A 19,829-nucleotide genomic window follows, 5' to 3' on the forward strand; every position below is an offset into this window, starting at 1 on the left:
TTGCTCTTAACGGCCTTGCTCTTGCGCCACGCGAGACAAGGTCGCAAATAATTCAGAACCATCGCGGGTATTGAGCCAATGCTGGCCATCATATTTATAGTGGAAGCCGCCACTGCGTGCGGCCACCCACATTTCCTGCATGGGTGCCTGGCTATTGACGATGATTTTTGTGTTGGTATCGACAAATTCCACCGTCAATACATTGCCACTGCGGCTGCACTCGACATCGTATTCGTCATTTTCAAAGGCTTGCTCAAATAATTCTTCTACTTGTCGCAAGCAAGTATCGGCCAGTATCAGGAATTCGGATTCAGTCATGCTACACTCCAGCGTCTTCATAAGTAAAACGCCATTCTATACGGTGTTCCAGGAATACAAGATGCGCAAACTGATTAGCCTATTTTTCATCATGTCTTTATTGACGGCTTGCGGCCAAAAAGGCCCGCTGGTCATGCCGCCCAAGCCTGCGCCGGTGACGACAGGCAGCGCACCAGCTCATCCCTGATTTTGCGTTGAATTTAACTTTGGATTATGAGTTATTTTTGCTCATATCCGCATCATCTTCAGGACGCAAGACGATAGGACTGGCCAACCCTGGACGACAACCTTGTACATCTTGAAACATGGCAGCAATATTTGCCATGTCCTGCTCGCGCTCACCGGTCAGTTCAACATGATCGACCAGCACCACTTCGCGTTTGACAAAATCAAAGGCTGCACAAGCCACAGGCACTTTTGCAGTGGTGGCAATATGATAAAAGCCGCTGCGCCAATAAGGCTTGCGACTGCGCGTGCCCTCCGGCGTGATCGCCAGCCAGTACCAGTCGGATTGATTGATTTTCTCTGCCAGGCGGGCGATCGCCCCGGTTGATACGCCGCGCTCTACCGGCTCACCACCCAGATAGCGCACCAGACGCCCCAGGGTCGCCCCGGTCAAACCTTCAAACAAGGAGGACTTGGCGATGAAGTGGAAAGGCATGCCTATGGCCAGCTTGGCCAGGATACCCACCACGAAATCCCAGTTGGAAGTGTGTGGATAGATGACGACGACACCACGCGGCCCAGGCAAAGGGCGGTAGCGCACACGCCAGCCAAACACTCCCAGGATACTGACCGCGACACGCTGGGTGCGTGTCGCGACGGTTTTCTTTTCCAGTAAATAGTCATTCATGTTTTATGCACGTGATCGGGTCTATGCCCGCAATTCTTCAAAAACGGGATTATGCCGTGAAGAAATGTGCGATGTAAAACAAGATCAATGTGCACCCGCAACATGGAATGCAGCCAATACTCAGGCTCTCGCAGCGACGGTATCATGCCCGGACCAGCGCCACCATATACGTATCATGAGCAAAGCAGCAACGATGATACCAAACAGCGCAGGCTGAGAAAAATCATGCTTGCCCGCCTTCATCCAGAAATAATGCAGTACACCCAAAGGCGCGATCAGGTAAATCAATTTATGCAACCACTGCCAGCGCTTGCCGCCCAGACGCTTGATCATGCCATTGGTGCTGGTCGCAGCCAGGGGAATCAATAAGACAAAAGCAATAAAACCAATAGTGATAAAGGGGCGCTTGATCACATCCTTCCACATTTCTGCCACATCAAAGAAATGATCAAACCAGAGAAAGGTCATGAAATGCAGGAAAGCATAAAAGAAGGTATACACGCCCAGCATGCGGCGGCAACGTATCAACCAGGGCATATGCAGGAGCTTGCGCAAAGGCGTCACGGCCAAAGTCATGCAGAGGAAATACAAGGTCCAGTCGCCGGTATTACGGGTGATGAATTCGACTGGATTTGCTCCCAGCTTATCAAGAAAAACAAAGCTGACCAGTCGTACAAAAGGCAAAAGAGCCAGGATGAACAAAGCTGTCTTGAACCAGGAAACCTGCTTATTGGTGAGCAACATGGGGCCTATATCCTAGAAAAACTTCTTCAAGTCCATGCCAGAATACAGCGACGCCACTTCGCTATAGCCATTGAACATCAGGGTCTTGCGCTTGCGGGCAAACAAACCGTCCTCCCCTATGCGGCGCTCAGTTGCCTGCGACCAGCGTGGGTGATCGACATCCGGGTTCACATTTGAATAAAAGCCATATTCGCTGGGTGCAGCAATATTCCATGCTGTGCGTGGCTGCTCTTTGACAAAGCGGATTTTAACGATGGACTTGGCAGACTTGAAACCATATTTCCAAGGCAAGACCATACGCACAGGTGCACCGTTCTGGTTGGGCAAGACTTCGCCATACATACCAAAAGTCAGCAAGGCCAGCGGATGATTAGCCTCATCCATGCGCAAGCCTTCTACATAAGGCCACTCCAGCACGGGGCTACGCAAGCCTGGCATTTGCTTTTTATCTTCAAGCGTGACAAATTCAATATACTTGGCATTGCCCGTAGGCTCGACTTTTTTGATGAGATTGGACAGTGAATAACCTGTCCAGGGTATGACCATGGACCAGCCTTCAACACAACGCAGGCGGTAGATACGTTCTTCCAGTGGAGCCAGTTTCATCAGACTATCGAGATCCAGGGTGATCGGCTTTTTGACTTCGCCCTCTATGCTGACTGTCCAGGGACGCGGCTTGAGTGTGTGAGCAGTCACTGCCGGGTCAGCCTTGTCAGTGCCAAACTCATAAAAATTATTATAGGTAGTGGCATCTTTGTAAGCCGTCTTCTTTTCCACCACGGCATAGGCAGAATTCAGCGTGGCAGCCAGTTTTTGTGCAGCAGGATTTTGGGCAAAAGCGGCGCGATTGGCCATTTCAAACAAGGCTGTGCCAGCTATGGAGCCTACTGCCATCTTGCGGATAAAGTCTCGACGCGCCTCAAACACGGCGCGCGGGGTGATTTCAGAAGAAAAAGGCAGGTCTATGCCATTTGGGCTAGGTTTGATCAGCATGGTGGACTCCGTGGTTGAGACTGGCGTAACAATCATTTGACACGATCATTACGCCCTAGTTTCTCATGAGTCGCTATTTCCTGCTAATCCTTACACATGTAAATAGGACTAACACAAAATTGTCCCAGCAAGGCTATCGCTTTTAGGAAACATCCCTTATAAGGGATGTTCGTTACGTCGACAGACAACATGTTGTCTGCAACCCCGACTACACCATAGCGACGAAGACAGTACTTCAGTACGACTAGGAGCTATAACGCAGCTGGGGCGGTTTTGTGTCAGTCCTAAATTTATAACTTGCCGTAAGAGTGAAGACCCGACAAAAACATATTCACGCCCAGGAAAGCAAAAGTGGTGACCAACAAACCTACTAAAGCCCACCAGGCAGCGACCTGACCGCGCAAGCCCTTCATGAGGCGCATGTGCAACCAGGCTGCATAGTTAAGCCAGACTATCAGTGCCCAGGTTTCTTTTGGATCCCAGGACCAATAACCACCCCAGGCATCTGCTGCCCACAAGGCACCAAGGATGGTAGCAATAGTGAAGAAGGCAAAGCCGACAGCAATGGCCTTGTACATGACATCATCCAGCACTTCCAGCGCAGGCAAGCGGTCAACCAGATATCCCTTGGACTTGAGCAAGTAGGCAACCGACACCATGGCGGCCAGTGCAAACGTGCCATAGCCTATGAAATTGGCTGGCACGTGTATCTTCATCCACCAGCTTTGCAAGGCTGGCAACAGCGGCTGGATTTCTGCGGCATCACGGCTGACGGTATACCACATCAGGAAGCCAACCGCCGCTGTAATGACCAGCATGACAAAAGGCCCCAATTGGCGGGTGCGGTATTGCTGTTCATAGTACAAATAGAACAAGGCCGTGATCATCGAGAACAGGATGAACACTTCATACAGATTCGATACCGGGATATGACCAACATCAGTGCCTATCAGATAAGACTCATACCAGCGCACCAGCATGCCAGTAAAGCCCATGACCACAGCTGCCCAGCACAATACCGAGCCAACAGAGGCGCCAAAATCGGAACGGGCGATCAAGCCTCCCCAATAAAACAGAGTAGACAGGATAAACAGGGTACTCATCCACAAAATCGCGGATTGGCTGGACAACAGGTATTTCAGGAAAAATTTCTTGTTCGCCATCTCCAGCGAGCCACCGTACATTTGTATGGCCAGCAGACTGAGCACGGCCAAAATCAGCATCAAGGTACGCACTGATTTCCAATGCCAGCCCAGCAAGGCAAAAGTGGGCGCAGCCAGCAAGACTATCCCTTTTTCATAGACATCCATATAGCCGCCAAAACGGCTCAGAGCGAACAAGGATGCCATGCACAGTGCTACGGCATACAGCCAGTCTGCGATCGATAGCCGTTTAAAGAAACCCTGATAGGGTGTGTAGTTCTGCGTGATTTCCATCATATCTCCCCAAAGCCAGACCATCGGCCATATGCTTCATAGTGTAGTCGATTAAGCTGCGCTTGCCTGCCTCTCAATCAGCTGCTCTGCTTATTTCTCCTGCCCTGCCTGACCAGTCAATTGGCGCAAATGCATCTTCAATTGTTCGAATTCTTTTTCAAAATCCAGTGTCTTTCTCTGCGAACTCAGAGCCATGAGTGCATGTGCTCCTGTGCCATCATCCCTGATCCATATCCACAGGCGGCGCTCACGTATATAGAACATGGAAAACACGCCCAATACCAGGAGCAGGCATCCCAGATACACCACATTCTTGCCCGGTGAACGGGTCACTTGCAAGACCGTGGCCTTGACCTCTTCAAAACCAGTGAGCTGCAAATACACAGGTGCACCATAGAAGGCAGAATCAGAAATCGCGCCTATCGCCAATTGCAAGAAGCGCGCATGCTTTTCATCAAGTTCATAGAGGGGCAAGCCCTCTTTTTCCCTGGCGATCATCCACAGTTCCCACATACTGCCATTCAATACCTTGATCAAACCTTCGGCGACCTTGGCTTGTTCTGCTGCAGGGACTTTTTCCAGCTTTTGGGAAATTGCCGGCAAACCAGATATTTTTTCATCTCCGGCAAAAGCATCCAGACTGATTCTGGCTGAGGTTTCCCACAGACCTTGTTTTTGCGTACTCCCCCCCTGGTTACGCTGGACAGCATGCTCGGCAAAGCGGCTTACTGCCATGGCACGTAATTCAGGATTTTGCACTGCGGCACGCAAACGCATCCAATCCTTGATGCTATCCTCATCATCTGCCGGTATGCGCAGATAACGGAAAGCATCGTTGGGCGAGTCGCGCGTGCCTGCCAGTATCATGTAGTCGCCGTCAATCAGAACGGGTTGCATGTAGTTATGGAATTCTCTGGCCTGACCGGTTTTATCACGCAACTTGTATTGCAGGCTGGGACCTACATTTTTAAAGTCTTTATTATTCGCATTTTTTGCCGCCGAACCCAGATGCTTGCCCAGGTCTTCCGTCAACTTTTCATTCAAGCTTTGATCGGGATTAACGGCCCTGACATCGCTGCCATTGCGGGCCATGTTTTCCACATTAAAAGGACGAAAACCCGACCACTCTATCGTGAAGTCATTGCCATTTCCTGGCTTTAAGGCGGTGCTGCCGCCCACTTCCCCATTCATGGCCAGGGTACTGATATCCGGCCCCTGCATGGGATAAGCCTTGACCTGCAAACGACTGCCACCATCCTCGAAACTTGACTGATAAATGGCAACACCCTTGTATATCAAAGGCTCATTGACCTTGATGACAGAAGAAAAGGCCTTGCCGGTTTCATGATCAGTCACTTCCACATCACTGGCAAACAGCTTGGGCATGCCGGTGGAGTAAAAATCGATGGTGAATTTTTTCAGCTTGATGGTGAAAGGCAGGTCTTGTATCAATACCCCATTTGCTTGAGGCAGGATGGCGGTACTGCTACTGGCCCCCTCAGGTATCATGGTATTGCCACGGAAAGTAGGGTTCGCCAGTGAAAGGCGATGTTGCGCAGGTATCCTGGAAATCAGGCCAGCCCCCTCATACGGCACTTTACCCATGAACCATTGCTGGAAGCGTATAGGCAATTCTGAATCCAGCAAGCCGCCTATGCAGATGATGACGATGGCACTATGGGCAAAAATATAACCCCATTTGTTGGCCGCACCTTGCTTGGCAGCAATCAGGGTCGCGCCTGGTTTTTCCACGAGCTTGAAACGATAACCTACGCGCACAAGGTGAGCCAGGATTTGCTCTGTGACCTTGGCCCTGGCATTTGCACTACGCCATTCTGAGCGATGATGAAAATTGCGCAAGGATTGCTCGCGCACATTATCACGCCAGCTGCGCATATCCTTGATCATCTTGGGCGCATTGCGTATCACGCATAGCGAGGTAGAGATCACCAGGAAAGTCATGATGAGCAAGAACCACCAGGCAGAATACACGGCATACAAGCCCAGCTTATTGAAAATCTCAAACCAGAAAGGGCCAAACTGATTGACATAACTGGGCATGGGCTCATTTTGCTTGAGCACCGTACCTATGACCGAGGCAATCGCTATCAGTGTCAATAAACTGATGGCAAAGCGCATGGAAGACAGCAACTCCACCCCGTCTGCCAACCAGGCGCGCCGGGTTTCTAGCTGTATGCCACCAGTATCTGCAGGCTGATCGCCTTCTATCTTGTTTTCCATACTCTCTGCTTATTGCTGATGATTACTTATGAGTCTTGCGCAAAATAAATGTGTCAGATGTTAGAGGAAACATCTCTGTCCAGAAGTGTTTTACATCAACATCCATGCGCAACGAATAGTACACGCTCTACCCAAAAATAGCTGAAACAGACCATGACGCTTAATCAAACTGCTTTGCAGCAGCATCCATCAAGAAAAAAGGGGATGGCTATTGCCACCCCCTCCTTCACTACTTATACTTTTTTATTATTTCAAGCCAGCGATATAGTCTGCAACGGCACGCATTTCATCTTCAGACATTTTCTTGGCGATGCTCATCATCTGTGCACTGTTTTGACGGGCGCCAGTGATTTTTGCCCCATCTTTACGAGAACCATTCTGGAAGCCAGTCAATTGAGCAATGGTGTAATCCTGATGCTGACCAGCAATACGCGGGAATTGTGCCGGCAAGCCAGCACCGTTAGGACTATGACAGCCTGCGCAGGCTGGAACATTTTTCTCAGCAATACCACCGCGATAGATTTGTTTGCCCAGCTCAACGATCTCTTTATTTTTCGCTGTGCCTGGTTTGGATTTTTGGGTAGAGAGGTATGCCGCAACATTTTTCATGTCATCCGCAGTCATGGCCTTGGCAAACGCTGTCATGATGGCATTTTTTCGTGTATCGCCAGTGAAATCCGTCAATTGCTTGACAAGGTAGGCATCATGCTGGGCAGACAATTTGGGGTTAGCGCTGATCGTGGAATTACCGGATGCGCCATGGCAGGATACACAGGCAGCAATGCCGCGTGCTGCATCACCATTGGTGTACAGTGCTTCACCTTTGACTGGGTCTGCTTTGGCTGGTTTGGCTTCTTCGTTAGCATAGGCCAGGGAGGCAAAAGAAGACACCGTCAGGATTGCGACGCTGATGGATTTGGACAACGATAAAAAAGCACTGTTCATTCAAACACCCTGAGACTAAATAATGGAAATCTGCCCTATTGGCGACGCATTGAAGCAATTTGATCTGTAAAAAGAGCTTTTCGGCATCAAGATACGGTCAAAACAGGTAAGCGAACATGGTTTTAATCGCTGCCCAATACCTAACCCCTTATTGTACAATAGCTTTCAGGCGTTTTTACTGCCTTATGTTGCATTTTTCCATTATTCCTTTCCTCTATGTCTATCCTCTGGCAAGCCCGCTTCTTCACTACGGTGAATCATCTGCGCGATCTCCCGCGCACCCACGTGCCGGAAATTGCTTTCGCTGGCCGCTCCAACGCTGGCAAATCGACCGCAATCAATACCCTGTGCAATCAGAAAAAACTCTGTTTTGCCTCTAAAACACCGGGGCGTACTCAACATATTAATTATTTTTCAATTGGTGGTGCCCATGTAGGGCAACACCGCAAGGATGAAACCAGGGTCGATGAAATCCGCGCCCTGTTAGTCGATTTGCCAGGCTATGGCTACGCTGAAGTACCAGGTGCAGCCAAACAACACTGGAACCAGTTACTCGGTGCCTATGTACAAAGACGCACGCAACTGGCGGCCCTGGTCCTGATCATGGACGCCCGCCGCCCGTTTACTGACCTGGATATACAAATGCTGGAATGGTTTGCACCAACTGGCCGCCCCATCCATTGCATATTAACCAAGGCTGACAAACTCAATCGCAGCGAATGTACTGATGCTTTGCGCAAGGCCAAGGCGGTGTTGGACAGTTACGTGGATGATGAGGGACCACTCTTCCCCTTCAGCCTGCAATTATTCTCTGCCCTGAAACGCATAGGCATAGAAGAAGCTGATGCTGCAGTGCAACGCCTGGTTGGTCTCGACCGCGATCCTGTCGTCGATACTGCCGTTGCAACCGATGCAGACGCCGACACAGTGGATGAAGCTGCAGAAAACCAGGCCAACAAGCCTGCTGACGCAGAATAAAAAAACCCCGGCAAAATGTGTTTTTTGCCGGGGTAATAACACCGTTACGAATAGGGACGAACGGTGCCCGCTCAGGGAGGAGAAGCGGTAGGCGTGGAGTTGATCCAACCTGTGCATTAAGATGTTGCAACTTAAAAAAAGTTTCATTAACCTGCATAAAATTCTTTTCATTGATTTTCATCTGACTATGTCAACCATAAAACCATCTCATCCCTCTGCCCATTTCCCTGCCATACGTATGCGTCGCATGCGTAAAGATGCATTTTCCCGTGCACTGATGCGTGAAAACATGGTCACTGCTGCTGACCTGATCTACCCCGTGTTTGTCATCGACGGTGTCAATCAAAGTGAAAAAGTTTCATCCATGCCTGGCGTGGAAAGAGTAACGATAGATTTACTCATGGGCGTGGCAGAAGATTGCGTCGCTCTGGGCATACCGGTACTCGCTTTATTCCCTGCCATCAACCCGCATTTAAAAACGCCAGATGGCATAGAAGCCACCAACCCCAAAGGCCTGATACCGCGCGCCGTGCGTGAGCTGAAAAGCCGCTTTCCTGAACTGGGCATACTGACTGATGTTGCGCTAGACCCTTATACCAGTCACGGCCAGGATGGCGTAATCAATGCTGACGGTTATGTGCTCAATGACGAAACCACGGCCATACTGGTGCGGCAGGCTCTGGTGCAGGCGGAAGCCGGTGTCGATATCGTCGCCCCCAGCGATATGATGGATGGCCGCATAGGCGCGATCCGCCATGCACTGGAAGCGAACAATTTCATCCACACCCGCATCATGGCTTACTCAGCCAAATATGCTTCTGCCTTTTATGGTCCTTTCCGCGAAGCCGTGGGTTCTGCCACCAACCTGGGTAAGAGTGATAAAGCCAGTTATCAAATGGACCCGGCGAACAGCGATGAAGCCTTGCGTGAAGTGGCGCTGGACCTGGCAGAAGGTGCTGACATGGTCATGGTCAAACCCGGCATGCCTTATCTGGATATTGTGCGCAGGGTCAAAGATGAATTCAAGGTGCCAACCTTTGCCTATCAGGTCAGTGGCGAATATGCAATGATCAAGGCGGCAGCACAAAACGGCTGGCTCGATTATAACAAGGCCATGATGGAATCCATGCTGGCATTCAAGCGTGCCGGTGCTGATGGCGTTCTGACTTATTTCGCCCGTGATGTGGCGCGCCTGCTGAAACATACCGGCTGATTGCCATGCCTGACATGTTGCGCGCTGTCTTCATCTTCATTTTTGCTGCGCTGGCAATTGCTGGTGCAGAATGGGGGAAAGAGATAGGCAGTGCGCAATATCTGCACTATATTTTCAAACCGCTGACGACGCTCGCCATCTTCTTTTTTGCCTGGCGCAGCAAACCTGCCATTAGCAGTAAGTACCAAAAAGCTATACTGGCAGGCATAGTCTGCTCGTTGATTGGTGACATCTTTCTGATGTTACCGGGCACAGTATTTCGCCATGGATTTTTATGCGGCCTGCTGAGCTTTTTGCTGGCTCACATCTGCTTCTTGCGCGCCCTGCTCACAGATAGCCACTTCGCCGGAAAACCGCTGGCTTTTGCTGGCATTGCTGCGCTTGGCATCATCAACCTGGCAATACTGTGGCCAGGTTTGCCAACAGCTATGCAAATCCCTGTTGTTGCCTACGTCTGCCTGCTGCTGTGTGTGACAGCACAAGCCATCAGCCGCGGCCTGCAATTACACAGCATGTCTGGCCGCCTGGCATTGATTGGTGGCATGTGCTTCATGCTGTCAGATACCCTGCTGGCCTATAACCGTTTTTACACGCCTATTGCACATTCACCTTTACTCATCCTCAGCAGCTATTATCTGGCGCTGTGGCTGATTGCAGCTTCGGTCACGTCATCCCCTACTGAATAAGGCCAAGATCATGCATGAAAAAATCATTACCTTTGCCAGCCCGGTATTTTTCATCCTGATCGCTCTTGAGTTTATCGTGGCGCGCAAACGCCAGCGTCATTTGTACCGCATGAATGATTCGCTCAACAGTCTTTCCTTGGGTGTCATGAGCCAGATCATAGGAGCATTCTCCAAGCTGTTTTCGATAGGCATGTATGCCCTGGTTCTCAGTCATTTTTCGCTGTTCAGCCTGCCATCAAATAGCATATGGGTATGGGTAGCGGCCCTGTTGCTATATGATTTTTTATATTACTGGCTGCACAGGATGGGGCATCAAACCAATCTGCTATGGGCGGCTCATGTAGTACATCATCAAAGCGAGCAATACAACCTGAGCACAGCTTTGCGGCAAACCAGTACCGGGCCTTTGTTTGGCTGGATATTTTATTTGCCCATGGCGCTGATAGGCTTTCCGCTCGATGTATTTATTGCAGTGGCACTCATCGATTTGCTTTATCAATTCTGGGTGCATACTGAGCAGATAGGCAAGCTGGGCTGGTTTGACCGCGTGTTTGTTTCCCCGTCCAATCACCGCGTCCATCATGCTGTCAACGATATGTATCTGGACAAGAATTTTGGCGGCATCCTCATCATCTGGGACAGGTTGTTTGGCACTTTTATCGAAGAACTGGATCATGTGGATATCGTCTACGGCACGCGCAAGCCCTTGCGTAGCTGGAACCCCTTATGGGCCAATCTGGAAGTGTATGAACAAGTCTGGCGTGATGCATGGAACACGAAAAACTGGCTGGATAAATTACAGATATGGTTGCGCCCGCCAGGCTGGCGACCAACCGATGTAGTGGCACTATCTGCAGTAACAGCATTTGATTTGCACAGGCCCATTTATGACCCGGTCATGAGCAAGGCTACGACCTGGTATTGCATCGTGCAGTTCATCTTGTTGTTGCAAGCGGCAACGCACTTCCTGATCGTGTATAAATCCATCACTGCATTGAATGCCACCGTTTATGTCAGCTGGCTGGTGATGGGTTTGTGGTGCATAGGCGGCCTGATGGAAAGAGGCCGTATTTATCTGTTGCCTGAGACTGTGCGTATACTGTGTATCTTAATGATGAACCTCTTCACTGCCAGCTGGTTCTATTCCTTTACCCCGTCCACACCGGCACAGGCATTGCTGACTGCCACATGCCTGATTTCACTGGGTGGACTCTGGCTTATTTTCACTCGACAAAAGACGCATGGACATCTTCCACATTAACGATACGCAGGCACTGCAAAATCCTGACCAGGCTGTAGCCCTGCTCAATACCGGCGGTTTTTTATGGCTGGATGCCAGCCATGATGAAGTTGCAGCAGACCCGGAAGCCTGGCGCAACCGTGTCGAAGCCATCACAGGTACGCAAATTTACGAATTGCATCTCAAGGATGTGACTAATCTCACTCACCCATCCTACTTCGATTCCACTGAAGAATATGAATTGGTGGTATTTCGCAAACTGACACTGACAGAAGCGAATGCGGACAACAAGAACGGTGTGAAACGCAAGATACCAGCAGCACTGAATAAACTGGCGACCACACCAGTCTCTTTTTTGCTCATGCAAAATGTGCTGATCACCGTGCGCCCAACACAGAGCCGCACTGTGGAACTGGCACGCCAGCGCCTGCTGGATTATAAATCAAGGGCAGAAAATAACACCCACGGCAGCCGCCTGCCAGCATCGCCAGAAGAACTGATGTTGCGACTATTGAATGCCATGGTGGATCAATATCTGGAATTGCGCCAGCCCCTGACCCAGCAACTGGACCGCTGGCAACACGCCTTGCTCGACCCACGCCGTCCTTTCAATAACTGGCTGGCCTTGCTCGATTCTCGCGTGGAATTGCGCAAGCTTGACAACCTGTGTGAAGAACAGCGCGATGCCATGCAGGAGTTGCGCGACCACATCGTCGATACCCATGATGGTAATAGCCGTGCCAAGGATTTATTACTGGTGCGTACCAATGATGTGATGGAACATATCAGCCGCGTATTGAATCACGCGCGCAGGCTTGAGGCATCGCTGGAATCAGCAGTGCAAATCCACTTTGCAGCAATGGCGCACAGGACCAGTGAAATCATGCGCACCCTGACTGTCATCACCGCCCTGTTCATGCCACTGACATTAATCACAGGCATCTTTGGCATGAACTTTGAAGTGATGCCCCTGCTCAAGCATGCATCCGGCTTTTGGTACACCATGGGTGCGATGGGTGTCATCGTCGTGCTCTTGCTGATTTATTTCCGCAGCCAGCGTTATTTGCAAGACCAGGCCAGCCGCAGGATAGAGTAAGCTACAAAGTTTTTAAACGTTCAGAACATACAATTACATTTAAATACCGATGCAAGAACATACCTTTCTCTGGCATGACTACGAAACCTTTGGCGCTGTTGCCCGCCGCGACCGGCCTGCACAATTTGCTGCCATCCGCACGGATGCCGAGCTCAATGAAATCGGCAAACCGGTCATGCTGTACTGCCAGCCCGCCAATGATTTCTTGCCTGATCCGCAGTCTTGCCTGATTACCCATATCACGCCACAAACCTGTCTGGAACGCGGCATACCTGAGCATGAATTTGCAGCAAAGATAGAACAGGAACTGGGCAAAACCGGCACCATAGGTGTGGGCTATAACACCATACGTTTCGATGATGAAATTACCCGCTTCATGTTCTGGCGCAACCTCATTGACCCGTATGCGCGCGAATGGCAAAACAATTGTGGGCGCTGGGACATCATGGACATGGTGCGTACCTGTTATGCGCTGCGCCCTGAGGGGATCAACTGGCCTGTCAATGATGAAGGCAAGCCCAGCTTTCGCCTTGAACATCTGACCAAGGCCAATGGCATAGCCCATGAAGCTGCACATGATGCCTTGTCCGACGTGCGTGCCACGATAGCCCTGGCCCGTCTGATACGCGAACGCCAGCCCAAGCTGTTTGACTTTTGCTTTGCCCTGCACAAGAAAGACAAGGTTGCAGCGGAAATAGGCATGCCTGTGCTGGATAAACCCTTCCTGCATGTATCCGGCATGTTCCCGGTAGAGCGTGGTTGCCTGGCCGTCATGTGGCCACTCGCCATGCATCCCAAGAACAAGAATGAAGTCATCGCCTGGGACCTGTCCCATGACCCGTCGGAGCTTGCCGGACTGGATGCAGAGGCCATACAGCTGCGCATGTTCAGCAAGAGCGATGCACTGCCAGAAGGTGTACAGCGCTTGCCGGTAAAAAGCATACACATCAACAAATCGCCCATCGTCATCGGCAATCTGAAAACACTGTCAGCGCCCATGGCTGGGCGCTGGAAGATAGATATGACCCTGGTACAGCAACACGTCGAAAAAGCTGCTGCCCTGCCTGATTCAGCCAAGGCGATATGGGAAGAAGTGTATGCACGTCCAGAGACAGCAGCCAGCGATGTCGACGAAGACTTATACGGCGGCTTTGTCGGCGCCGGTGACCGCCGCCTGCTGAATGATTTGCGCCGTATGAATGGCACGCAACTTGCCAAGGCCAGTACCAGCTTCCAGGACCCGCGCCTGGCTGAATTATTGTTCCGCTACCGCGCCCGCAATTTCCATCACAGCCTGAGCATGGAAGAACAAGAAAATTGGGAAGAACACAGGGCCGCACGCCTACATGACGGCAAAGGTAATGCACTTACTGTCACCCAGTTTTTTGAACGCATAGATGAATTATCAGAAAATGCCAATGAAAACGAAGAAGAAGTCCTCGGTGCTTTATATGATTATGCCGAGCACATCATTCCCATACGTTGAGGTCGGGAAGCCATAAACAATAGCCCGCTTAGCCGGGCTATTGTTTTTTTGAAAAAATAGTTCAGCAATCTTCAGCAATGCGAAATCCTACCGTAGGATTTTTTCCTGCTGAAGCACTACGATTGGACACTGGGGTAGGTCCGTTATGGAAAGAATTACCCAGCTGCACATGCATCGTACAGTCACCTGTCATCCAGGCAGAGCCATCGGCAGGTGCATCTACATAGGTATCGTGGTAACAGTCCATTATCCATTCCCAAACATTGCCATGCATGTCATGCAAGCCCCAGAGATTAGGAGGAAATTGCCCCACTGGTGCATAACTGAGCCATTTGTCATCACCACTAATGCTGGGCTTGCCCCAAGTCAGGCCCGCATTAGTATGCCTGGTAGCCAGGTCATTGCCCCAGTAATCGTCGGTCAGGCTGCGCACGTAGCAGTAATATGCCGCTCCCAAACCCGCCACTGCCCAATGGAAAACAGCAATCCCGCCTGGATATCTGATGGCGTAAGGACTAAGCAGGTAGGCATCGCCCAAGGCCAACCAAGCAAACTAAAAGACAAAACAAGTCAGCCAAAAATTGGCTGACCGTTTGCGCGCCAAGGTAAACAGGGGGAAGGACAAAAACAGACCTAGGATAGCCGTGTAAAAACTCAGGGGGGCGAACATACCGTAATCAGGGAAGATAAGTGTCCACAGCCACTGGGGCCGGGACTTGTTTAGCAGGATAGCATTGCCATCGACGATATGGGTAAATGCAATGCATAGACCTGGCAGATGGCACTTAGTTCGCTATGCAAATGTTAGCCTGCGGTGAAGGAGTCAGCATACATGCACACAAACAAAAAGGCTGGTAGCTTGCGCTACCAGCCTTGCTGGAAACCGAAGTGCAGAGTTACTTACTTATTTGGCTGCGGTGTGACACGCAGATAAGGGCGAGCTGCAGTATACCCTTTAGGGTATTTTTGCTTGATCACATCTTCATCCTTGATAGACAAAGGAATGATGACGTCATCACCATCACGCCAGTTACCTGGTGTCGCGACAGTATAACCATCAGTCAATTGAAGGGCATCAATGACACGCAAGACTTCATCAAAATTGCGGCCTGTGGTCAGCGGATAAGTGATGATGAGGCGGACTTTTTTATTTGGGTCAATGACGAACAAGGAACGCACCGTGACAGTCTCGGACTGGTTAGGGTGGATCATGTCGTACAGTGCAGCAACTTTCTTGTCAGCATCAGCGACGATAGGGAAACCGACGACAGTTTTTTGTGTGTCTTCAATATCCTTGATCCATTGCAAATGGGATTCTGCACCATCTACTGACAGAGCGATTGCTTTTACATTGCGCTTGTCAAATTCTGGCTTGAGCTTTGCAGTCAGGCCCAGTTCTGTCGTGCAGACAGGCGTGAAGTCAGCTGGATGGGAGAACAAGACTACCCAGGAATTGCCTGCCCACTCATGAAATTTCAAAGGCCCAATAGAAGAATCCTGCTCAAAATCAGGGGCGATGTCACCTAAACGTAAAGTCATATTTTTTCTCCAAAAAGACACAAGGCTTCGAATATAGCCTCTCTATCATGCTTACTCAAGGATAGTTTTAATGCAAGCTTATACTTTCTTTACATATACAATAAACAAGCTTCACTTAGTCTCGGCACGTGTCAGTGACAGCAGGAATTTATCTGCATTCTGATAACCGATGACACGCTGACCTGGGATTTCCTTACCCTGGGCATCAAAGAAAATAATGCCTGGAGGGCCAAACAGGCCAAAGCGTTTCAGCAAGGCTTTGTCGTCGGCGTTGTTGGCGGTGACATCCACTTGCAGCAAGAGCATATTGTCCAGCCTGGCTTTGACCTTGGCTTCAGGGAAGGTCAGTTTTTCCATTTCCTTGCAAGAGACACACCAGTCGGCATAAAAATCCAGCATGGCGGTCTTGCCCTTGGATTGTGCCAGTGCCGCATCAAGTTCGGCGATGCTGCGTACGCGGGTAAAACTTACCGCATGGGTCTGGCCGCCATACAGGTGAGCGATGGGAGAAAATACGTCACGGCCACCAGTGGCGACACCGACCAGTTGTACCGCACCAAGCAGGAAAAATATGACCGATGCTGCTTTGGCAACCATGCCTATGCGTTGAAAAAATAATTGATAGCTGGCATAGACAATCAGCAAGATAGCCCAACCCAGCATTTGTGACCAGACCGGGATCACGGGACTGATCATCCACAAGGCCATGGCCAACATCAAGACGCCAAAAAAGCGTTTGATACTTTCCATCCACATGCCAGCACGTGGCAACAGGCTGCCAGCCGAAATACCCACCAGTAGCAAGGGCACACTCATGCCCATCGCCATGGCAAACAAGGCTGAGCCACCGACAACGACGTCGCGGGTCTGGCTGATATAGACCAATGCACCAGCCAACGGTGCGGCAACGCAAGGACCAACAATCAGAGCAGAAATAGCACCCATAGCAAACACGCCAATAAGTTTACCGTTACGCTGCCCCTCTGATGCCACAGTCAACTTCGTTTGCAAGGCAGCAGGTACCTGCAATTGATAAACATTAAACATGGATAACGAAAGTATCACCATCAGCAAGGCAAATGCGCCAAGTACCCAAGGGTTCTGCAAGGTAGCAGACAAACCTTCCCCCACCAGGCCGGCAGCGATACCAAGCGCGGTGTACACCAGCGCCATACCCAATGCATAGCACAGTGAGAGTAAGAAGCCGCGGCTGCGCTTAATGCCCGCACCCTCGCCAACGATAATAAAGGACAGGATAGGGACCATGGGTAGTACGCATGGAGTAAACGACAAGCCCAGACCAAGCAGCAGAAACAATGGCAGGATCAGGACTAATCTGCCACTCTTCAAAGCAGCACTGATGCTGCTGGTTTCTTCATCGCGGCCAGTTTCCGTTACTTTACTGCTGGCTTCAGTGCCAGTACCGCTCACTGAGTTGCCGCTAACATTTGTTAGCGCTGGTGTGCCTGTTCCGCTCGCACCAGCTATCTGTAATTTAACCGGCGTCTCAAGCGGTGGGTAACACAGGCCACCGTCGGCACATCCCTGACGCCCTATCTTCAGCGTAAAGTCTGCGGCAGCCTGTACAGGTATGCGCACGACCAGTGAATGGCGATAAGTCTCGACCTCTTTCTGGAAGGTTTCATCAAACTTGACCTTACCCTTGGGCATATCGATTTCACCCAGTTTGGCATCGTCGGAGCTGAATTTGAAACGTTCGCGATACAGGTAGTAACCATCTGCTATCGTAAAAGTCACTTCTGCCATGCCTGGCTCTACCATTTTGGCAGATACCTTGAATGCCTCTTCAGGGTCGAGGAAGTCTTCTGCGCTAGCAAAAGGGGTCAATAAAGTCCCGAAGAATAGGGCAAACAGCACGGCACACAAGCGCCATAGCTGCGACATCCGGAAGTTCTGTGGCTTGGCTGGCATGGGTGCAAAAAACAGCGGCGTTGAGGTATTCATGGCGTTTCGGTTTCTTTTCTTACCCAGTCCTGATAAGCCGGTAATCCGGCCACCAGGGGGATGGCTATTATTTCGGGTAAATCATAGGAATGCTGGCTTAGTATCAGTGATTCCAGTCCGGTATAGCATGCTTGTCGGGTCTTGATCATTAATTGCACTTCAGTATCTACCTGTTGCTCACCATCCCAGTTGTAGATGGACAATATATCAGCAGAAATGTTCACGCAGGCAGCTAATTTTTCGGCAATGATCTGGCAGGCCAATTTTTTGGCGGCCTCGTGGTTTGGCAAATTAGTCAATACCAGGATCAGGTTGTCATTATCCATTGTTCTTCCATATTAGCTGGCTGCGCCGAGTGACAAGGGAATACTTGCATGATATTTGGTCGGATGTAAGACAAGAGTATTACAACATATAGAAGAATAAATTCCCATAAGCAAAAAGCCGCTCAGCTTACACTGAACGGCTTTTTTTAGTCTTAAGCAGTATTGAGCATGAAGCTCAAATTTGCTAATTACTCAGCAACTGGAGCATCAGCTACATCTACGCCTTCTGGGCGGTCCAGCAGTTCAACATATGCCATAGGAGCATTGTCGCCAACGCGGAAACCCATTTTCAGGATACGCAGGTAGCCGCCGTTACGATTTGCGTAACGTGGGCCCAGTTCAGCAAACAGCTTGACTACCATTTCGCGATCGCGCAAACGGGAGAAAGCCAGACGCTTGTTAGCCAGTGTGTCTGTTTTACCCAAAGTCAGAATCGGCTCGATAACGCGGCGCAGTTCTTTGGCTTTTGGCAAAGTTGTTTTGATGGCTTCGTGACGCAACAGGGATACTGTCATGTTGCGCAGCATTGCCAGACGGTGGGAAGAAGTACGATTCAGCTTACGTAAGCCGTGACGATGACGCATGGTATTTCCTTTCAGATTTAAATGCCAGCTCTTCTATCGATAAGCAAGCTTATCGCGGGCCGGTAATTATTTTTACTACAGTTAAAAAACGAGCAGGCTGTCTCAGCCCACTCGTTGGGACAAAATTATTTTTCCAAGCCAGCTGGTGGCCAGTTTTCCAGTTTCATGCCCAAAGACAAACCACGGGAAGCCAAAACTTCCTTGATTTCGTTCAAGGACTTACGACCCAGATTTGGTGTCTTCAACAGTTCATTTTCGCTACGCTGGATCAGATCACCAATGTAGTAAATGTTTTCTGCTTTCAGGCAGTTGGCTGAACGTACTGTCAGTTCCAGATCATCGACTGGACGCAACAGAACAGGATCAACTGCAGGTGCGCGGGATGGAGCTTCAGCAGCGGCTTCAGTACCTTCCAGGGCAGCGAAGACATTCAATTGATCAACCAGCACGCGGGCGGATTGACGGATTGCTTCCTCAGGGGAGATAACGCCATTGGTCTCAATATTGATGACCAGTTTATCCAAGTCAGTACGTTGTTCAACGCGAGCAGATTCCACAGCATAGGAAACACGGCGTACTGGAGAGAAAGACGCATCCAAAATCATACGACCGATGGTTTTGTTCGCATCTTCAGACAGACGACGAACGTTACCTGGCACATAGCCACGGCCTTTTTCTACCTTGATCTGCATGTCCAGCTTACCGCCGGCTGTCAGATTGGCGATAACGTGATCTGGGTTGATCAGTTCTACGTCATGCGGCAGATCGATGTCGGAAGCCAATACAGCGCCTTCGCCATCTTTTTTCAATGTCAGCGTGACTTCATCACGGTTATGCAACTTGAAGACTACGCCTTTCAAGTTCAACAGGATGTCAACGACGTCTTCTTGCACGCCATCGAGGGAAGAGTATTCATGAACTACACCAGCGATCACAACTTCAGTCGGTGCATAACCAACCATAGTGGACAACAATACGCGACGCAAAGCGTTGCCCAGTGTGTGGCCATAGCCACGTTCAAACGGTTCCATCACGACTTTAGCGTGACCGGCACCCAACATTTCCACATCGATAATACGTGGTTTTAACAGATTGTTTTGCATGAATGTCCTTTTCAATACCCTCGGCTCGTTACACCGATAAGGCTGACGGCATTAAAGAAAAAAGCCTGCCTGTAGTAAAACAG

The 19,829-nt window shown here is 50.2% G+C and carries 20 protein-coding genes; 7 read left to right on the forward strand and 13 right to left on the reverse strand.

What is annotated here, in order from left to right:
• Positions 1-6: 6 nt before the first annotated feature.
• Positions 7-318, reverse strand: coding sequence for an iron donor protein CyaY (gene cyaY / locus ACO0LC_RS27025; protein WP_423009028.1), 312 nt, complete (start codon positions 316-318; stop codon positions 7-9).
• A gap of 61 nt (positions 319-379) precedes the next feature.
• Here cyaY and lptM point away from each other — a divergent pair, with 61 nt between their 5' ends.
• Complete coding sequence (gene lptM, locus ACO0LC_RS27030; protein WP_423009030.1) at positions 380-505, forward strand: LPS translocon maturation chaperone LptM; 126 nt, start codon at positions 380-382, stop codon at positions 503-505.
• 24 nt (positions 506-529) lie between these two features.
• Here lptM and ACO0LC_RS27035 read toward each other — a convergent pair whose 3' ends face one another.
• From ACO0LC_RS27035 to ACO0LC_RS27060, 6 genes are all read right to left on the reverse strand, one after another.
• Entirely contained in the window at positions 530-1,171 is a 642-nt protein-coding gene (locus ACO0LC_RS27035; RefSeq protein ID WP_423009032.1) for a 1-acyl-sn-glycerol-3-phosphate acyltransferase, read from the reverse strand.
• Between the two features lie 120 nt (positions 1,172-1,291).
• Entirely contained in the window at positions 1,292-1,915 is a 624-nt protein-coding gene (locus tag ACO0LC_RS27040) for a sulfite oxidase heme-binding subunit YedZ (protein WP_423009034.1), read from the reverse strand.
• 12 nt (positions 1,916-1,927) lie between these two features.
• The gene (gene msrP, locus ACO0LC_RS27045; RefSeq protein WP_423009036.1) at positions 1,928-2,908 is read right to left on the reverse strand and encodes a protein-methionine-sulfoxide reductase catalytic subunit MsrP; all 981 of its coding nucleotides are present in this window, start codon (positions 2,906-2,908) and stop codon (positions 1,928-1,930) included.
• A gap of 290 nt (positions 2,909-3,198) precedes the next feature.
• The gene (gene ccsB, locus ACO0LC_RS27050) at positions 3,199-4,347 is read right to left on the reverse strand and encodes a c-type cytochrome biogenesis protein CcsB (RefSeq protein ID WP_423009038.1); all 1,149 of its coding nucleotides are present in this window, start codon (positions 4,345-4,347) and stop codon (positions 3,199-3,201) included.
• A gap of 87 nt (positions 4,348-4,434) precedes the next feature.
• A complete protein-coding gene (locus tag ACO0LC_RS27055) occupies positions 4,435-6,585 on the reverse strand; it encodes a cytochrome c biogenesis protein ResB (RefSeq protein WP_423009040.1) in 2,151 nt (716 codons plus the stop codon).
• 246 nt (positions 6,586-6,831) lie between these two features.
• Positions 6,832-7,530, reverse strand: a complete 699-nt coding sequence (locus ACO0LC_RS27060; RefSeq protein ID WP_423009042.1) for a c-type cytochrome — start codon at positions 7,528-7,530, stop codon at positions 6,832-6,834.
• 216 nt (positions 7,531-7,746) lie between these two features.
• Between ACO0LC_RS27060 and yihA the strand changes: the two genes are divergently transcribed.
• The 6 genes from yihA (at position 7,747) to sbcB (ending at position 14,229) form a co-directional block, all read left to right on the forward strand.
• Complete coding sequence (gene yihA / locus ACO0LC_RS27065; protein WP_423009044.1) at positions 7,747-8,508, forward strand: ribosome biogenesis GTP-binding protein YihA/YsxC; 762 nt, start codon at positions 7,747-7,749, stop codon at positions 8,506-8,508.
• A gap of 187 nt (positions 8,509-8,695) precedes the next feature.
• Complete coding sequence (hemB, locus tag ACO0LC_RS27070; RefSeq protein WP_423009046.1) at positions 8,696-9,721, forward strand: porphobilinogen synthase; 1,026 nt, start codon at positions 8,696-8,698, stop codon at positions 9,719-9,721.
• 5 nt (positions 9,722-9,726) lie between these two features.
• Positions 9,727-10,407 (forward strand): lysoplasmalogenase, encoded by a 681-nt coding sequence (locus ACO0LC_RS27075; RefSeq protein WP_423009048.1) that lies wholly within the window; start codon positions 9,727-9,729, stop codon positions 10,405-10,407.
• Positions 10,408-10,417: 10 nt separating this feature from the next.
• Positions 10,418-11,668 (forward strand): sterol desaturase family protein, encoded by a 1,251-nt coding sequence (locus tag ACO0LC_RS27080; protein WP_423009050.1) that lies wholly within the window; start codon positions 10,418-10,420, stop codon positions 11,666-11,668.
• Positions 11,649-12,743 carry a magnesium transporter CorA family protein gene (locus tag ACO0LC_RS27085; protein ID WP_423009052.1) on the forward strand — a complete coding sequence of 365 codons (1,095 nt, stop codon included), beginning with the start codon at positions 11,649-11,651 and terminating at the stop codon, positions 12,741-12,743. Before ACO0LC_RS27080 ends, ACO0LC_RS27085 begins: the two co-directional genes overlap by 20 nt.
• Positions 12,744-12,792: 49 nt before the next feature.
• A complete protein-coding gene (gene sbcB, locus ACO0LC_RS27090) occupies positions 12,793-14,229 on the forward strand; it encodes an exodeoxyribonuclease I (protein WP_423009054.1) in 1,437 nt (478 codons plus the stop codon).
• A gap of 61 nt (positions 14,230-14,290) precedes the next feature.
• Here sbcB and ACO0LC_RS27095 read toward each other — a convergent pair whose 3' ends face one another.
• The 6 genes from ACO0LC_RS27095 to ACO0LC_RS27120 all read right to left on the reverse strand — a co-directional run bounded on the left by ACO0LC_RS27095 (position 14,291) and on the right by ACO0LC_RS27120 (position 19,746).
• Positions 14,291-14,662 carry a formylglycine-generating enzyme family protein gene (locus tag ACO0LC_RS27095; protein WP_423009056.1) on the reverse strand — a complete coding sequence of 124 codons (372 nt, stop codon included), beginning with the start codon at positions 14,660-14,662 and terminating at the stop codon, positions 14,291-14,293.
• 467 nt (positions 14,663-15,129) lie between these two features.
• Positions 15,130-15,768 carry a peroxiredoxin gene (locus ACO0LC_RS27100; protein ID WP_423009058.1) on the reverse strand — a complete coding sequence of 213 codons (639 nt, stop codon included), beginning with the start codon at positions 15,766-15,768 and terminating at the stop codon, positions 15,130-15,132.
• Positions 15,769-15,879: 111 nt separating this feature from the next.
• A complete protein-coding gene (gene dsbD / locus ACO0LC_RS27105; RefSeq protein WP_423009060.1) occupies positions 15,880-17,733 on the reverse strand; it encodes a protein-disulfide reductase DsbD in 1,854 nt (617 codons plus the stop codon).
• Positions 17,730-18,059 carry a divalent-cation tolerance protein CutA gene (gene cutA / locus ACO0LC_RS27110; protein ID WP_423009062.1) on the reverse strand — a complete coding sequence of 110 codons (330 nt, stop codon included), beginning with the start codon at positions 18,057-18,059 and terminating at the stop codon, positions 17,730-17,732. Before cutA ends, dsbD begins: the two co-directional genes overlap by 4 nt.
• Before the next feature lie 188 nt (positions 18,060-18,247).
• Positions 18,248-18,643 carry a 50S ribosomal protein L17 gene (gene rplQ / locus ACO0LC_RS27115; protein WP_423009064.1) on the reverse strand — a complete coding sequence of 132 codons (396 nt, stop codon included), beginning with the start codon at positions 18,641-18,643 and terminating at the stop codon, positions 18,248-18,250.
• A 125-nt stretch (positions 18,644-18,768) separates the two neighbouring features.
• The gene (locus tag ACO0LC_RS27120; protein ID WP_110255934.1) at positions 18,769-19,746 is read right to left on the reverse strand and encodes a DNA-directed RNA polymerase subunit alpha; all 978 of its coding nucleotides are present in this window, start codon (positions 19,744-19,746) and stop codon (positions 18,769-18,771) included.
• Positions 19,747-19,829 lie beyond the last annotated feature (83 nt).

It is taken from the genome of Undibacterium sp. JH2W (assembly GCF_049340425.1).
Classification (GTDB): domain Bacteria; phylum Pseudomonadota; class Gammaproteobacteria; order Burkholderiales; family Burkholderiaceae_D; genus Undibacterium.

Excerpts from the sequence above, each read along its gene's own strand:
- cyaY (WP_423009028.1), bottom strand. The coding sequence starts at position 318 with ATGACTGAATCCGAATTCCTGATACTGGCCGATACTTGCTTGCGACAA.
- lptM (WP_423009030.1), top strand. The coding sequence starts at position 380 with ATGCGCAAACTGATTAGCCTATTTTTCATCATGTCTTTATTGACGGCT.
- ACO0LC_RS27035 (WP_423009032.1), bottom strand. The coding sequence starts at position 1,171 with ATGAATGACTATTTACTGGAAAAGAAAACCGTCGCGACACGCACCCAG.
- ACO0LC_RS27040 (WP_423009034.1), bottom strand. The coding sequence starts at position 1,915 with ATGTTGCTCACCAATAAGCAGGTTTCCTGGTTCAAGACAGCTTTGTTC.
- msrP (WP_423009036.1), bottom strand. The coding sequence starts at position 2,908 with ATGCTGATCAAACCTAGCCCAAATGGCATAGACCTGCCTTTTTCTTCT.
- ccsB (WP_423009038.1), bottom strand. The coding sequence starts at position 4,347 with ATGATGGAAATCACGCAGAACTACACACCCTATCAGGGTTTCTTTAAA.
- ACO0LC_RS27055 (WP_423009040.1), bottom strand. The coding sequence starts at position 6,585 with ATGGAAAACAAGATAGAAGGCGATCAGCCTGCAGATACTGGTGGCATA.
- ACO0LC_RS27060 (WP_423009042.1), bottom strand. The coding sequence starts at position 7,530 with ATGAACAGTGCTTTTTTATCGTTGTCCAAATCCATCAGCGTCGCAATC.
- yihA (WP_423009044.1), top strand. The coding sequence starts at position 7,747 with ATGTCTATCCTCTGGCAAGCCCGCTTCTTCACTACGGTGAATCATCTG.
- hemB (WP_423009046.1), top strand. The coding sequence starts at position 8,696 with ATGTCAACCATAAAACCATCTCATCCCTCTGCCCATTTCCCTGCCATA.
- ACO0LC_RS27075 (WP_423009048.1), top strand. The coding sequence starts at position 9,727 with ATGCCTGACATGTTGCGCGCTGTCTTCATCTTCATTTTTGCTGCGCTG.
- ACO0LC_RS27080 (WP_423009050.1), top strand. The coding sequence starts at position 10,418 with ATGCATGAAAAAATCATTACCTTTGCCAGCCCGGTATTTTTCATCCTG.
- ACO0LC_RS27085 (WP_423009052.1), top strand. The coding sequence starts at position 11,649 with ATGGACATCTTCCACATTAACGATACGCAGGCACTGCAAAATCCTGAC.
- sbcB (WP_423009054.1), top strand. The coding sequence starts at position 12,793 with ATGCAAGAACATACCTTTCTCTGGCATGACTACGAAACCTTTGGCGCT.
- ACO0LC_RS27100 (WP_423009058.1), bottom strand. The coding sequence starts at position 15,768 with ATGACTTTACGTTTAGGTGACATCGCCCCTGATTTTGAGCAGGATTCT.
- dsbD (WP_423009060.1), bottom strand. The coding sequence starts at position 17,733 with ATGAATACCTCAACGCCGCTGTTTTTTGCACCCATGCCAGCCAAGCCA.
- cutA (WP_423009062.1), bottom strand. The coding sequence starts at position 18,059 with ATGGATAATGACAACCTGATCCTGGTATTGACTAATTTGCCAAACCAC.
- rplQ (WP_423009064.1), bottom strand. The coding sequence starts at position 18,643 with ATGCGTCATCGTCACGGCTTACGTAAGCTGAATCGTACTTCTTCCCAC.
- ACO0LC_RS27120 (WP_110255934.1), bottom strand. The coding sequence starts at position 19,746 with ATGCAAAACAATCTGTTAAAACCACGTATTATCGATGTGGAAATGTTG.